The sequence below is a fragment of the Mycobacterium sp. D16Q13 genome (assembly GCF_002013375.1).
Taxonomy (GTDB): Bacteria; Actinomycetota; Actinomycetes; order Mycobacteriales; family Mycobacteriaceae; genus Mycobacterium.
Window position 1 is genome coordinate 433491 of the sequence record NZ_MAEW01000001.1, and the last position, 13788, is coordinate 447278.

Below are 13788 nucleotides of genomic sequence, written 5' to 3' on the forward strand. Positions count from 1 at the left end.
CTCATCGGTATTCGACCGTCACCGGCGCGTGGTCGGACCAGCGCAGTGCGTAGGCGTCCGCGCGCTCGACCCGTGCCGCGTGCGCACGTCGCCCCAGATCGGAAGTGGCAAGGTGATAGTCGATGCGCCAGCCCGCGTCATTGTCGAAGGCCTTACCCCGCCACGACCACCAGCTGTACGGTCCGTCGACATCGGGATGCAGCTGCCGGAAGCTGTCGACCCATCCGTCCTCGAGCAGCGAGCCGACCCAGGCCCGCTCCTGGGGCAAGAAGCCCGCCTTCTTCTGGTTCGCCTTCCACGCCTTGATGTCTCGCTCGGTGTGCCCGATATTCCAGTCGCCGCAGATCACCACGTCGCGTCCACTGCCCGCCAGCGTGGCCATTCTGGTACCCACCGCCGCCATGAAGCGCTCCTTCTCCTCCTGGCGCTCCGTACCGGCTTCTCCGGTAGGCAGGTAGATGCTCGCCACCGTGAGATCGCCGATCTGGGCCTCCAGGTACCGGCCGGCCTCGTCGAACTCGCCGCCGTCGGCGTCCAGCGTCGCCTTGGTGGAGGCAGCCGGGACGCGGCTAAGGATGCCCACGCCGTTGCGCCCCTTCACGCTCGACGAGGCGTTCACCACGTGCCACCCCGCGGCGAGGGCCGGGGCCAGCGCCTCGTGAAGCTGCTCGTCCTCCGCACGTACCTCCTGCAGGCACACGATGTCGGCGGTCGTCTGCTCCAGCCAGGGCAGCAGCCCCCGGTTCTCGGCGGATCGCTCCTTGACGGCGGCACGAATGCCATTGACGTTGATGGTGGTGACGGTGATCATCGGTCGCCGACGATAGTCGAGTGGTGTGACAGTGATGAGCACCACGGGGCACGGTAAGTTGACGCAACAGACAGTAATGTCAACGCCGACGTTGGCGCACTAGGAGGACCGCATGCTGGAAGCCATTTTGTCGAAGCCATCGAACAGGCGGGCACCCATCGAGATGGGTGAGGGCGAGCCGGTCCTGCTGCTGCATCCGTTCATGCTGTCGCAGTCGGTCTGGGAGACCGTGGCCGAGCAGCTCGCCGACGCCGGGTATGAGGTGTTCGCACCCACCTACCCCGGACACAATGGCGGTGGACCGATGCCCCCGCTACCTCCGCTGTCGCAGCGCTCGGTCGACGTATACCTGGATCAGGTCGAACAGATCATGGACCAGAAGGGCTGGGAGACAGCGCATCTGGTAGGAAACTCACTGGGTGGCTGGATCGCCCTGGGCCTGGCACTGCGTGGCCGTGCCCGCAGTGTGACGGCCATCGCGCCGGCGGGCGGCTGGACCAAGTACTCGCCACTGAAGGCGGAGATCGTGGTGAAGTTCGCGGCCATGCTCCCCTGGCTGGCGTTCTCCCGGCTGTTGGGCCGTCGCGCGGCGGGCCTGCCGTTCGTCAAGTTCGCCACCGCCCGCGCGCTGTGCGGAGAGACCGAGGCGCTGAGCCTTCCGGACTTCCACAGCATCTTCGAGGACATCACGCACTGCCCCGCGTACTTCGCGTCGCTGACGTCGATTCTGCCGGCGCCGGGGCTGCAGAACCTGAACACCATCTCGGTACCGGCACAGCTGGTGTTGTGTGAGAAGGACGAGATCGTGCCCCCGGGCCGGTTCGGGAAGCTCATCGGCCAGGGGCTGCCCGCCGACGCGCGGCGGATCACCCTGGCGGGCATGGGTCACGTGCCCATGCTCGAGGCGCCCGGCCAGGTCACCGAGGTCATCACCGACCTGATCGACCCGCTGGTGGCCGCCAAGCGCGCCGCAGCATCCGACGTCGGCTAGGCATGTCGCCGAGTGTGAACCTGTGGCGGAGTTTCGGCTGATTCACCGCCCAGGTTTCACACTCGACGCGTCCAGCTACACCTCGACGGATGCCAGGGCGGCGTTGAAGGTCTGGCTCGGCCGCATCACCGCAGTGGTCTTCGCGGCGTCTGGCTGGTAGTAGCCGCCGATATCGGCAGGGCTGCCCTGCACCGCGGCAAGCTCGGCCACGATCGCGTCCTCGTTCTCCACCAATTGCTTGGCCAGCGGCGCGAACAGCCCGGCCAGTTCCGGATCCTCGGTCTGCGCGGCAAGCTCGGATGCCCAGTACAGGGCCAGGTAGAACTGGCTGCCACGGTTGTCGAGCTCACCGGCCTTACGCGACGGGCTCTTGTCGTTCTCCAGCAGCTTCCCGGTCGCGGCATCCAGCGTGGTGGCCAGGATCTTGGCCCGCGGGTTCCCGGTCTTGATACCCAGGTCCTCCAGGCTCACGGCCAGCGCCAGGAACTCGCCGAGCGAATCCCACCGCAGGTGGTTCTCCTCGACCAGCTGGCTGACGTGCTTGGGCGCCGAACCACCGGCCCCGGTCTCGTACAACCCGCCACCGGCCATCAGCGGCACGATGGAGAGCATCTTGGCGCTGGTGCCCAGCTCCAGAATCGGGAACAGGTCGGTGAGGTAGTCGCGCAGGATGTTGCCGGTCGCCGAGATGGTGTCCAGCCCGCGGATCACCCGCTCCATCGTGTACCGAATGGCCCATACCTGCGGCATGATCTGGATCTCGAGGCCCTCGGTGTCGTAATCCTTGAGGTACGTCTTGACCTTCTTGCGCAGCTCGTTCTCGTGCGGGCGCTCGGTGTCCAGCCAGAACACCACCGTCATGCCGGATTCCCGCGCTCGAGTGACGGCCAACTTCACCCAGTCCTTGATCGCCGCGTCCGTGACGACCGGCATGCGCCAGATGTCGCCGGCCTCCACGTTCTGGCTCAGCAGCACCTCGCCGGTGTCGATGTCGACGATGTCGGCGACACCGGGCTCGGTGATCTCGAAGGTCTTGTCGTGGCTGCCGTACTCCTCGGCCTTCTGCGCCATAAGACCGACGTTGGGCACGGTGCCCATGGTGGTGGGGTCGAACTGCCCATGGGTCTTACAAAAATTGATCATCTCCTGGTAAATCCGGGAGAAGGTGGACTCGGGGTTGACGGCCTTGGTGTCCTTGAGCTTGCCGTCCGCGCCGTACATCTTTCCGCCGGCCCGGATCATGGCGGGCATGGAAGCGTCCACGATCACGTCGCTGGGCGAGTGGAAGTTCGAGATGCCCTTAGCCGAATCCACCATGGCCAGCTCGGGCCGGTGCTCGTGGCAGGCGTGCAGATCGCGGATGATCTCCTCGTGCTGCGATGCGGGCAGCGCCTCGATCTTGCTGTAGAGGTCGGACATGCCGTTGTTGACATTGACACCCAGCTCGTCGAACAGCTCCTGGTGCTTGGCGAAGGCTTCCTTATAGAAGATCTTCACCGCGTGTCCGAAGACGATGGGGTGGCTGACCCGCATCATGGTGGCCTTGACGTGCAGCGAGAGCATCACGCCGGTCTTGTACGCATCCTCGATCTGCTCTTCGTAGAAGTCGCAGAGCGCCTTCTTGCTCATGAACATGCTGTCGATGATGTCGCCCTCGCCCAGCTTTACCTCGGCCTTGAGCACGGTGGCCTCGCCATTGGGCGTCGTCAGCACCATCTTGACCTTGCGGGCGCGATCCAGGGTCAGCGACTTCTCACCGTGGTAGAAATCGCCTTCCTTCATGGTCGCGACGTGGGTGCGCGACGCCTGCGACCACTTGCCCATGCTGTGCGGGTGCTTGCGGGCGTACTCCTTGACCGCACGCGGCGCGCGACGGTCCGAGTTACCTTCGCGCAGAACAGGGTTCACGGCGCTGCCGAGACACTTGGTGTACCGCACCAAGATGTCCCTCTCTTCGTCGTTCTTCGGGTCTTCGGGGTAGTCGGGCAACTTGTAGCCCTTGCCCTGCAGTTCCTTGATGGCGGCCAAGAGCTGCGGCACCGAGGCGCTGACGTTCGGCAGTTTGATGATGTTCGTCTCGGGCAGCTGTGTCAGACGGCCCAGCTCGGCCAGATTGTCCGGAACCTGCTGGCCTTCGGGAAGGTAGTCGGTGAACTCGGAGAGGATGCGCGCGGCAACGGAGATATCGCTGGTTTGGACGTCGATACCTGCGGGCCCGGCGAAGGCCCGGATGATCGGCAAAAAGGAGTACGTCGCGAGTAGCGGCGCCTCGTCTGTCAGCGTGTAGATGATGGTCGGCTGTTGCGCACTCATGGTCACTCCCGGCGTCGTTGGTCGGTCAGAATCTGAGGTAGATCTGGCGACCGGTGGGTCGCCAGGCTCGTCCTATTCAGTATCACGTCGTCTCCGAGCCTAGGCGGGCGGACGGCCTGTGATCGCGCTCCCATCGCAGCCTCCCGGGCGCCGCCGAGTGGCGCCTCCCATACCTGGTGGCAACCATTCGGTGAATTGCGATAGGCTTCTCACTGGTCATGAGCACCAGCGTCAAGCCCCGGCTCGCTGGTCGGCAACCCTCCAACCGCGGTGGGGTGCCCCGGGTGATGACCAGGTTGAGTAGCCGACTGGGTTATGAAAGGACAGTCGGCCACACGGCAAGCGCGGGTCCGATGGCGGGCCCCGAGAAGACAGGTTGGCCCGATGAAGTATTTGTCACCCGGGGGTGAATCCCTGCATTCCTGTTGTCGTTGTTGTCGCTGTCGCATGCCCTAAACCGCCAGCCCCGCACCGACCACCAGGAGGTTTTCCATGACCAATATCGATCCCACCGCCCAGTGGGCATTCGAGACCAAGCAGATCCACGCGGGCCAGTCCCCCGACGCGGCAACCAACGCCCGGGCTCTGCCGATCTACCAGACCACGTCCTACGTCTTCAACGACACCGCACACGCGGCGGCGCTGTTCGGCCTGTCCGAAGAGGGCAACATCTACACCCGCATCGGCAACCCGACCCAAGACGTCGTGGAGCAGCGCATCGCCGCCCTCGAGGGCGGTGTGGCGGCGCTACTGCTGGCTTCCGGCCAGGCGGCCGCGACCTTGGCCATCCTCAACATCGCGCAGGCCGGCGACAACATCGTGTCCAGCCCGCGCCTGTACGGCGGCACCTACAACCTGCTGCACTACACGTTGCCGCGTCTGGGCGTCTCAACCACCTTCGTCGAGGATCCCGACGATCTGGAATCCTGGCGCCGGGCCATCACTCCGCAGACCAAGGCGCTCTTCGCCGAGTCGATCTCCAACCCGCAGAACGACATTCTCGATATTCCCGGCATTTCGGAGATCGCGCACGCGGCAGGCGTCCCCCTCATCGTCGACAACACCGTCGCCACGCCGTATTTGATTCAGCCGCTGTCGCACGGCGCCGACATCGTGGTGCACTCGGCCACCAAATACCTTGGTGGACATGGCAATGCGATTGGCGGGGTGATCATCGACGGCGGCACCTTCGATTGGACGCAGGGCCGCCATCCCGGATTCACCACGCCAGACCCGAGCTACCACGGCGTGGTCTTCGCCGACCTGGGCGCACCGGCTTACGCACTCAAGGCCCGCGTGCAGCTGCTGCGCGACCTCGGCCCCGCCATCTCGCCGTTCAACGCGTTCCTCATCGCCCAGGGCTTGGAGACGTTGAGCCTGCGCGTGCAGCGCCATGTAGAAAACGCGGAACGCGTCGCTAATTACCTCGTCGCCCAGCCGGGGGTCACCCACGTCAACTACGCCGGGCTGCCCACCTCCCGCTGGCACGAACGCGCGAAAGAGCTGGCCCCCAAGGGTGCCGGCGCCGTGCTCGCCTTCGAGCTGGACGGCGGCGTCGAGGCGGCGACCACCTTCATCGATTCGCTGACCTTGCACAGCCAGGTTGCCAACATCGGTGACGTGCGATCGCTCGTGATCCACCCCGCGACGACGACGCACGCACAGCTCGCACCCGCCGAACAGGTGGCCTCCGGCGTTACGCCGGGACTGGTCCGATTGGCGGTCGGCATCGAGGGCATCGACGACATCCTGGCCGATCTGGACACCGGATTCGCGGCGGTACGGAGACTCAAACAGCCCGCGGCGGTGGCATCATCGTGACCTTGACCGACGATCTTCGCGCCAGCGGCTCACACATCACCCTCCCCCAGGGCGATGAGATCGCCTATGTACCAATAGGTTCGATCACGCTGGAGAGTGGCGCTGTCATCGACGACGCGACCGTGGCGGTCCAGAGCTGGGGAGAGCTCTCACCGCGCCGCGATAACGTCGTCTTCGTCTGCCACGCGCTCACCGCCGACTCACATGTGGTCGGAGCCGCCGGTCCCGACCACATCACCGGCGGCTGGTGGGAAGGGATCATCGGTCCGGGCGCAGCGATCGACACCGACCAGTGGTGTGCGGTCGCCACCAACGTGCTGGGCGGCTGCCGGGGCACAACCGGCCCGACTTCCCTTGCCGAAGACGGAAAGCCCTGGGGTTCACGGTTCCCCGGGGTGTCGGTGCGCGATCAGGTGAATGCCGATATCGCCGCACTCGCACAATTCGGCATCACCGAAGTCGCCGCCGTCGTCGGCGGATCGATGGGTGGCGCACGTGCACTGGAATGGGCTGTCATGCAACCGGATTCGGTGCGGGCGGCGCTGGTGCTGGCAGTCGGCGCCCGTGCCACCGGCGATCAGATCGGCACCCAGAACACGCAGATCGCCGCCATCCAGGCCGATCCGGACTGGCAGGGTGGCGACTACCACGGCAGCGGACGCACTCCCGAAAAAGGGCTGAACCTCGCCCGGCGCATCGCACATCTGACCTATCGCGGCGAGGTCGAGCTGGACACCAGGTTCGGCAACGATCCCCAGGTCGGCCCGGACGGGCCCGAGGATCCGTGGGCAGGTGGCCGATACGCGGTGCAGAGCTACCTCGAACATCAGGGCGATAAGTTCGTTCGGCGCTTCGACGCCGGCAGCTACGTCATCTTGACCGAGGCACTCAACCGGCACGACGTCGGGCGGAGCCGTGGCGGTGTGGAGAACGCTCTGCGCGGCTGTCCAGTACCCGTCGTCGTCGGCGGCATCACGTCCGACCGGCTGTACCCGCTACGGCTGCAGGCGGAATTAGCGGACCTGTTGCCCGGTTGTACCGGCTTGCGGGTGGTCGAATCGGTGCACGGCCACGACGCGTTCCTCATCGAGTTCGACGCGGTGAGCGAGCTGGTGCGGGAAACACTCGCCCTGGCCAAGTCAACACAGGCTTCGTAACGGAACCCGAGGAGCGCGAATGCCGGACGCACACGCAGAGCCATCGCTGTCGTTCGGTTCCCAGGCCGCGGCCTACGAACGGGGCCGCCCCTCCTACCCGCCCGAGGCCATCGACTGGCTACTGCCGGCCGGAGCACACGACGTCCTGGATCTGGGTGCCGGCACCGGGAAGCTGACCACCCGCCTGGTGGAGCGCGGACTCAACGTGATCGCGGTGGATCCGCTCGCGGAAATGCTTGAGGTGCTCAGTAACTCACTCCCCGATACCCCCGCGCTACTGGGTTCCGCCGAGGAGATTCCGCTGCCCGACAACAGTGTGGATGCGGTACTGGTGGCGCAGGCCTGGCACTGGGTGGATCCCGAACGTGCCATCCCCGAAGTCGCTCGCGTGCTGCGCCCCGGCGGCCGTCTGGGGCTGGTGTGGAACACTCGCGACGAGCGGCTGGGCTGGGTCGCCGATCTTGGCAAAATCATCGGCAGCGAGGACGATCCGTTCAACCACGCCGTTAGCCTGCCCGCACCCTTCACCGGACAAGAGCGACACCAGGTCGAGTGGACGAGTTACCTTACTCCGCAAGCACTTCTGGACATGGTGGCATCGCGCAGCTACTGCATCACCGCCCCCGAGGCCGCCCGGAAAAAGACGCTTCAACAGGTACGGGAGCTATTGGCCACCCACCCCGCGCTGGCCCAGTCGACGGGCCTGGCGCTGCCCTATGTGACCGTGAGCATCCGCGCCAACCTGAACCAGTAGAAGCACCGCCGGATCAGGTGCCCCAGTTCACAGAGACGAACCCGCCCCGTGCCGCTACGGTGTACCCGTGCGTACGGATCGCCGCCTGCTGGCAGCCCTCTTTGTCACCACCACACTCCTGATCCCGGCCCTCGCCGGGTGTGGATCCAACGGGTCGTCTTCGGACACCAAGAACGAGTCCGCATCGACCGCCAGTAGCACCCCCGCCGAACGGCACACCCGACAGTTCATCCCCGAGCTGGGTATCTACGTCACGGTCCCGCACGACTGGGTGGCCTTCTCCGACGGGGTGCACGACAACAAGGGGCTGGTGACCTACCAGGTGCGGCCCAAGTGGGAGTCGTCGGAGTTCGCGCAGTATGTGCGCATCCGTAAGTTGGTGGCTTCCGACGAGAACACAGCTGCCCCGGAAGTAAAGGACTGGTTGGCGTCGTCGAACGCCGACGCGGTGAGCGCCTTCGTCAAGACCCGTAAGTCCAAAGTCACTGCAGACAAAAGAGATTCATGGGACGGACCGAACCTGCCCGGCGCCTCGGCCAGCCTGGAACTGGAGAAGCCCGCGGCCGCCGAGGGCAAGCCACCGGCCGCCATTACGCCGAAGATCTACGTAGCGTTTGTCGGACAGGGCGATCAACGGTGGCAGATCGCCACGAGCAATACCGGCAGCCCCAGCGGAGAGCCGTCCGAACAGTTCTTCGGCGAGCAGGCCGACACCATCGCGCGCTCGGTGCAACTGCTCAAGTAGGCGCCTATCCGGTGCCCAGCGGGTCGATCGTCAACGCCAGGTAGACCATCACCGCTGCCACAGCCCCAAGGGCACCGACATCAAAAGTCTTGCCGCGTACCGCCAATAGCCCTGCGGCCTCGTCGGTAAGCACCAGCCGCAGCGCTGCGGCCACGCCCACGGCGATGCCCACGACCAGCGCGCCGCGCCGCCAGCGGTCGGCGACCACCAATCCCAATGCCACCAGGAACACCGCGGAGACCACCAGGATCGGCCACTGCTCCCGGGCGAAGCGGCGGATGGCGTCAAGTGTCGCCGCGAGAAGGCCACGTGACTCGGGTTGCAGGGCTGTCACGAACGTTCCGCCCGCTCGATCACGTTGGTGAGCAAGAAAGCTCGGGTCAACGGCCCGACTCCACCGGGGTTGGGCGAGACGTATCCGGCGACGTCCCAGACGTCCGGTGCGACGTCACCAGTCAACGTGTCGTCGACGCGGCTCACGCCCACATCTATCACCGCGGCGCCCGGCTTGATCATGTCGGCGGTCACCATGTGCGGTACCCCCGCGGCGGCGATGACAATGTCGGCCTGCCGGGTCAGCGCGGCAAGATCGCGAGTTCCGGTGTGGCACAGGGTGACCGTCGCATTTTCCGAACGCCGGGTGAGCAGCAGCCCGAGCGGACGGCCCACCGTGACACCACGGCCAATCACCACAACGTGTGCACCGTCGAGCGTGACGTCGTAGCGGCGCAGCAGATACACGATTCCGCGCGGCGTGCAGGGCAGCGGCGCTTCCTTGCCCAGCACCAGCCGGCCCAAGTTCGTCGGATGCAGACCATCGGCGTCCTTATCGGGGTCGATGCGCTCCAGCGCCTCGTTCTCGTCAAGATGCTTGGGCAGCGGCAACTGCACGATGTATCCGGTGCAGTCCGGGTTGGCGTTCAGCTCGTCGATGGTCGCGCACAGCGTGGCCTGATCGATATCGGCCGGCAGATCGCGGCGGATCGAGTTGATGCCCACCTTGGCGCAGTCGTTGTGCTTGCCGCGGACATAGGCCTGAGAACCCGGGTCATCCCCTACGAGGATGGTGCCCAGGCCCGCTGTCCTGCCCGCCGCGGTGAGCGCCGCGGCGCGCGTGGCCAGCTCCACAAAGATCTCGTCGCGGGTGGCCTTACCGTCAAGTCGAGTCGCCGTTGCCGAAGTCACCGAGCCAGTATCCACCACGTGATCACCAGGTGTCCCAGTGCAGGACGTCCGACAGCGGCTGACGCTTGGCCAGCCGGAAGTCGGTACCGACGGTGTATGCGATCGGGAAAAGCCCGCCCTGGGTGACCTTGTCGAACGGGATGCCCAGGATGTCGGCGGTGCGCTTCTCACCGTCGTCCATCAGGTGCAACGTCGTCCAGGCCGAGCCCAAGCCGCGGTTACGCGCGGCGAGCATGAAGCTCCACACCGCGGGCAACAGCGACCCCCAGGTGGACGCCGCCCCGACCACAGGCAGGTTGTCAAGGCGCCCCTCGATGCAGGGAATCAGGAACAACGGTGCCCGCTCGAAGTTCTCGGCGAGATAGCCGGCCGAGTCCACCACCTTGTCGCGTCGCTCACCCCGGGTGTCGCCCTCGGCGTACTCGGGGCCTTGGCCGGTGGCGTACTTGTTCCAGCCCGCGCGGTAGATGTCGGCGATGGCCTTCTTCTTGTCGGCGTCCTCGACGATGACAAAGTGCCAGCCCTGATGGTTGGAACCGGTCGGCGCCTGCATCGCGATGTTCAGACATTCCTCGATAACCGAACGTTCGACGGGCCTGTCGAAATCGAGGCGCTTGCGCACCGAACGGGTGGTGGTCAGAACTTCATCGGCTGACAGATTCAGGGAGGTCATGAGACGAACGTACAACGCGTGGCCGAGCCGAAAAGTAGGAGTGCACATCCAGAATTCGCCAGCCCCTTCCGCGGCGTAATCTCCGGAACGTGGCCGCCGACGTTCGCAATATCCCCGACGTGCTGGCACCCGCGCGGCTTGGCCCCATCACGCTGCGTAATCGGACGATCAAGGCCGCGACATTCGAGGCCGCCTCCCCCGACGCACTGGTCACCGACGATCTCATCGAGTACCACCGCAGGCCCGCGCTGGGCGGAGTCGGCATGACCACGATCGCGTACTGCGCCGTCGCCCCCGAAGGCCGCACGGAGTACGGCCAGGTATGGATGCGCGAGGAGGCGCTGCCAGGGCTGCGGCGCCTCACCGAGGCCATCCACGACACCGGCGCCGCTGTCTCGGCGCAGATCGGCCATGCCGGCCCGGTGGCCAACGCGCGATCGAATGGGTCGCCTGCCCTCTCCCCGATCCGGTTCTTCAACCCGTTGGGCATGAAGTTCGCCCGGCGGGCCAGCGCCTCGGACATCGAGGGCGTGATCGCCGCCCATGCGAACGCGGCCCGTCTCGCCATCGAGGCCGGTTTCGACGCCGTCGAAATCCATTTGGGCCACGGATATTTCGTGAGCTCCTTCCTGAGCCCGCTGTTCAACCGGCGAGGAGACGAGTACGGCGGATCGCTGGCCAACCGAGCCAAGGTGGCGCGCGCAGTGGTCCGGGCGGTACGCAAGGTGGCCGGTAACCGGCTGGCCGTGACCGCGAAGCTGACCATGACCGACGGCATCCGCGGTGGCATCCCCATCGAGGAATCGCTGCAGACCGCACAGTGGCTGCAGGAGGACGGCGGGCTCGATGCCCTCGAACTGACCGCGGGCAGCTCCCTGGTCAATCCCATGTACCTGTTCCGAGGCGAGGTGCCGATCCGCGAGCTGGCCCAGGGCTTCCCCAAACCCCTCGGGTGGGGCGTGCGCGTCACGGGGAAGAAGTTCTTCCGGTCCTACCCCTACCGCGATGCGTTCTTGCTCGACGATGCCCGCCGGTTCCGTGCCGAACTGGACATGCCCCTGATCCTGTTGGGCGGTATCGCCGGCGGCGACACCATGGACCTGGCGATGGCGGAGGGCTTTGAGTTCGTGGCCATGGGCCGCGCGCTGCTGGCCGATCCGGATCTGGTGAATCGCGTGGCGGCCGATCGGGCCGCTCATTCGCGGTGCACGCACTGCAATCAGTGCATGGCCACGATTTTCAGCAGAACCCACTGCGTCCTTACGTAAGCTGCGACGCCAGCGAAGGACCGGCGTCATGCGCCTCCCGGTTGCGCACGATGTGTGCAACGTGGCGCTCCGCCCACGACCTCAACTCGTCAATGGGCTGACGCAGAGAATCACCCAACTCGGTCAGTTCGTACTCCACCGTCGGCGGCACAGTCGCGTACGCCGTGCGTTCTACCAGTCCGTCGCGCAGCATCGACCGCAACGTGGAGGTCAGCACCTTGCCGGTGATGCCACCGATCCGTTCGCGCAGGACGGTAAAACGCAGTGGCCCGTCAACGAGAGCTAGTACCACCAACACAGTCCACTTGTCCCCGATCCTGTCCAACACCACGCGGGTGGGGCAGTTCTGGTCGAAGGCATTCCCCAGCCAGTCACCCACCGCGGGTTGTGATGCAGCAGACATCATGAGACTCCTTTAGTTACCTTGAGGTACCAAGTTACCACTAGATACCTTTGGAGCGTCCACCTCACCTACGGAAGGACCCACACCCATGAAGATCGCAATATTCGGCGTCACCGGGACAGTCGGCTCCCGCATCGCGGCCGAGCTCGCCGGTCGCGGACACGCAGTGACCGGGTACAGCCGTCGAGGCGGGGATCATGCCCAGGCCGGATCCCTTTCCGACGGAGCGCTCGTGGCGAGGGCGGCCGCCGAGCATGACGCCGTCATCTCAGCGATAGGCCCGAGCCGTTCCGGCGCTCCCCACAGCGAGTTCATCGACGCGATCACAACGGCCACTGCCAATCTCCACGGCACTCGGCTGTTCGTCGTCGGCGGCGCAGGGTCCCTGCGGGTAGACGGAAGACGCTTGGTGGATTCGCCAGAATTCCCCGAGTCGTACCGCGCCGAGGCGCTTGCCCACGCAGCCGTTCTGGAATCCCTCGAACTCACCGGCCAAGACGTGGACTGGGTGTACCTCTCACCACCGCCACTCATCGAGCCCGGAGAACGCACGGGCTCCTACCGTGTCGCCGATAGCTCTCCGGCCGGCCAGTCCATCTCAGCGGAGGACTTCGCGGTCGCGGTGGCCGACGAACTCGAACGCCCGGCGCACCGACGGGAACGATTTACGGTCGCGAATTGATACCGGCGGCGCCGGGCGCGATTAGCATTCGCGATCGTGACCGATACCGGCGAGTTGAGGCGATCGGCCGGCAGGGGCGCCGGGCCAGTCGAGACTGTCGTCAGCTGGCTGCTGTGGGTGCTGGTCAGTATCGCGGGGTGCATCGCCGCATTCGCGACCATCTTCCCCGTCGGGTTCGGCGGCGCCTTCCCGGAGCAGGCCGATGAAGCCGGCAAGGTTTTCGTCTGGTCGTTGCTGACGGTGCTGATGTGCATGGTTGCGCCGGTAGCGATGGGCATCGGACACTGGCGTCATTGGCACATTTGGTATTGGCCGGCGTTGTGCGTCGCCGCGCTTGCCCGGACCTTGTTTCTGCTCCAGAGCCTGTGAACCACCCGGCGCGGGAAGGACGGTCCCACGGCGCGACCCGATACAGTCGGTGACGATGACTGGTCGGGAAGCACCCACTCTCACCGTGGTATTCGATGGTGACGAACGAAAGTTCGCACCCGGGCACGACATTCATATCGGCCGCGATATCCACGCCGATGTACGCATCACGCACCCCTTGGTGTCGCGTATTCACCTGATAATCAGGTTTGTCGACGGCAAATGGATCGCCGAGGACCAGCGCAGCCTCAACGGCATCTTCGTCAACGGTCGTCAGGTCGGTTGGGTCGAGGTGCGCGATGACACCGTGATCAACCTCGGTGACCCTGGCGGACCTCGTATGACGTTCGCCCTCGGCGGTCTCGGCGGCGAGACACAGCTGGGGATCGCTCCCCCCACCATGCGCGGTCATGTGTCGGGCCTGCAGCCGGCCGCCTACACCGGCACCCAGCAGCACTACCCGACCGGCGGATACCAGTCGGCGCCGCAGACCTACGGGCAGCCGCCTAGCCAGCAGCACCCGTACAGCGCACCGCCCTCGGGGCCCCAGACCTATGGGACCTCCGGGCCCACCCGTCCGCGCCAGCAGTACCCGTCGGCGCCCACCCCGATACCC

Annotated in this window: 15 protein-coding genes and 1 riboswitch; of the genes, 9 read left to right on the forward strand and 6 right to left on the reverse strand. The window is 65.7% G+C overall.

Translation table 11 applies throughout. The annotated features are described in order from the left end of the window. Position 1: 1 nt before the first annotated feature. Positions 2-811, reverse strand: coding sequence for an exodeoxyribonuclease III (locus tag B4400_RS02140; protein ID WP_078308990.1), 810 nt, complete (start codon positions 809-811; stop codon positions 2-4). Positions 812-923: 112 nt separating this feature from the next. Between B4400_RS02140 and ephH the strand changes: the two genes are divergently transcribed. Then, positions 924-1802 (forward strand): epoxide hydrolase EphH, encoded by an 879-nt coding sequence (gene ephH, locus B4400_RS02145; RefSeq protein ID WP_078308641.1) that lies wholly within the window; start codon positions 924-926, stop codon positions 1800-1802. Positions 1803-1877: 75 nt separating this feature from the next. On the opposite strand, the gene B4400_RS02150 is transcribed toward ephH, so the two are convergent. Then, the gene (locus B4400_RS02150) at positions 1878-4115 is read right to left on the reverse strand and encodes an NADP-dependent isocitrate dehydrogenase (RefSeq protein ID WP_078308989.1); all 2238 of its coding nucleotides are present in this window, start codon (positions 4113-4115) and stop codon (positions 1878-1880) included. 214 nt (positions 4116-4329) lie between these two features. Further along, positions 4330-4466, forward strand: a riboswitch (SAM riboswitch). Between the two features lie 141 nt (positions 4467-4607). On the opposite strand from B4400_RS02150, the gene B4400_RS02155 reads away from it, so the two are divergent. The 4 genes from B4400_RS02155 (at position 4608) to B4400_RS02170 (ending at position 8592) form a co-directional block, all read left to right on the forward strand. Next, entirely contained in the window at positions 4608-5936 is a 1329-nt protein-coding gene (locus tag B4400_RS02155; protein WP_078308640.1) for a bifunctional o-acetylhomoserine/o-acetylserine sulfhydrylase, read from the forward strand. 2 nt (positions 5937-5938) lie between these two features. After that, the gene (metX, locus tag B4400_RS02160; RefSeq protein ID WP_078308988.1) at positions 5939-7093 is read left to right on the forward strand and encodes a homoserine O-acetyltransferase MetX; all 1155 of its coding nucleotides are present in this window, start codon (positions 5939-5941) and stop codon (positions 7091-7093) included. Between the two features lie 19 nt (positions 7094-7112). Beyond that, positions 7113-7847 carry a class I SAM-dependent methyltransferase gene (locus B4400_RS02165; RefSeq protein ID WP_078308639.1) on the forward strand — a complete coding sequence of 245 codons (735 nt, stop codon included), beginning with the start codon at positions 7113-7115 and terminating at the stop codon, positions 7845-7847. Positions 7848-7914: 67 nt separating this feature from the next. Then, positions 7915-8592, forward strand: a complete 678-nt coding sequence (locus B4400_RS02170; RefSeq protein WP_078308638.1) for a hypothetical protein — start codon at positions 7915-7917, stop codon at positions 8590-8592. Between the two features lie 4 nt (positions 8593-8596). Here the strand turns inward: B4400_RS02170 and B4400_RS02175 are convergent, their stop codons facing one another. From B4400_RS02175 to B4400_RS02185, 3 genes are read right to left on the reverse strand one after another with little or no spacing between them, the layout of a single operon-like run. Continuing rightward, positions 8597-8926: a DUF3017 domain-containing protein gene (locus B4400_RS02175; protein WP_078308637.1), complete on the reverse strand. Its 330-nt coding sequence runs from the start codon at positions 8924-8926 to the stop codon at positions 8597-8599. Next, complete coding sequence (locus B4400_RS02180) at positions 8923-9777, reverse strand: bifunctional methylenetetrahydrofolate dehydrogenase/methenyltetrahydrofolate cyclohydrolase (RefSeq protein WP_078308987.1); 855 nt, start codon at positions 9775-9777, stop codon at positions 8923-8925. The genes B4400_RS02175 and B4400_RS02180 overlap by 4 nt, the downstream gene beginning before the upstream one ends. 22 nt (positions 9778-9799) lie before the next feature. After that, positions 9800-10450 carry a nitroreductase family protein gene (locus B4400_RS02185; RefSeq protein WP_078288307.1) on the reverse strand — a complete coding sequence of 217 codons (651 nt, stop codon included), beginning with the start codon at positions 10448-10450 and terminating at the stop codon, positions 9800-9802. An 89-nt stretch (positions 10451-10539) separates the two neighbouring features. Between B4400_RS02185 and B4400_RS02190 the strand changes: the two genes are divergently transcribed. Continuing rightward, complete coding sequence (locus B4400_RS02190; RefSeq protein WP_078308636.1) at positions 10540-11718, forward strand: NADH:flavin oxidoreductase; 1179 nt, start codon at positions 10540-10542, stop codon at positions 11716-11718. On the opposite strand, the gene B4400_RS02195 is transcribed toward B4400_RS02190, so the two are convergent. Continuing rightward, a complete protein-coding gene (locus B4400_RS02195; protein WP_078308986.1) occupies positions 11711-12121 on the reverse strand; it encodes a winged helix-turn-helix transcriptional regulator in 411 nt (136 codons plus the stop codon). The two genes, B4400_RS02190 and B4400_RS02195, sit on opposite strands and share 8 nt — an antisense overlap. An 88-nt stretch (positions 12122-12209) precedes the next feature. Here B4400_RS02195 and B4400_RS02200 point away from each other — a divergent pair, with 88 nt between their 5' ends. From B4400_RS02200 to B4400_RS02210, 3 genes are all read left to right on the forward strand, one after another. After that, complete coding sequence (locus B4400_RS02200) at positions 12210-12803, forward strand: NAD(P)-dependent oxidoreductase (RefSeq protein ID WP_078308635.1); 594 nt, start codon at positions 12210-12212, stop codon at positions 12801-12803. A gap of 36 nt (positions 12804-12839) precedes the next feature. Continuing rightward, positions 12840-13172: a hypothetical protein gene (locus B4400_RS02205; RefSeq protein ID WP_286141900.1), complete on the forward strand. Its 333-nt coding sequence runs from the start codon at positions 12840-12842 to the stop codon at positions 13170-13172. Between the two features lie 55 nt (positions 13173-13227). Further along, on the forward strand, positions 13228-13788 hold a 561-nt coding region (locus B4400_RS02210; protein ID WP_139361224.1), incomplete at its 3' end, for an FHA domain-containing protein.

What these genes read in the sequence shown, in the direction of transcription:
- B4400_RS02140 (WP_078308990.1), bottom strand. Translation starts at nt 811, where the DNA reads ATGATCACCGTCACCACCATCAACGTCAATGGCATTCGTGCCGCCGTC.
- ephH (WP_078308641.1), top strand. Translation starts at nt 924, where the DNA reads ATGCTGGAAGCCATTTTGTCGAAGCCATCGAACAGGCGGGCACCCATC.
- B4400_RS02150 (WP_078308989.1), bottom strand. Translation starts at nt 4,115, where the DNA reads ATGAGTGCGCAACAGCCGACCATCATCTACACGCTGACAGACGAGGCG.
- B4400_RS02155 (WP_078308640.1), top strand. Translation starts at nt 4,608, where the DNA reads ATGACCAATATCGATCCCACCGCCCAGTGGGCATTCGAGACCAAGCAG.
- B4400_RS02165 (WP_078308639.1), top strand. Translation starts at nt 7,113, where the DNA reads ATGCCGGACGCACACGCAGAGCCATCGCTGTCGTTCGGTTCCCAGGCC.
- B4400_RS02185 (WP_078288307.1), bottom strand. Translation starts at nt 10,450, where the DNA reads ATGACCTCCCTGAATCTGTCAGCCGATGAAGTTCTGACCACCACCCGT.
- B4400_RS02195 (WP_078308986.1), bottom strand. Translation starts at nt 12,121, where the DNA reads ATGTCTGCTGCATCACAACCCGCGGTGGGTGACTGGCTGGGGAATGCC.
- B4400_RS02200 (WP_078308635.1), top strand. Translation starts at nt 12,210, where the DNA reads ATGAAGATCGCAATATTCGGCGTCACCGGGACAGTCGGCTCCCGCATC.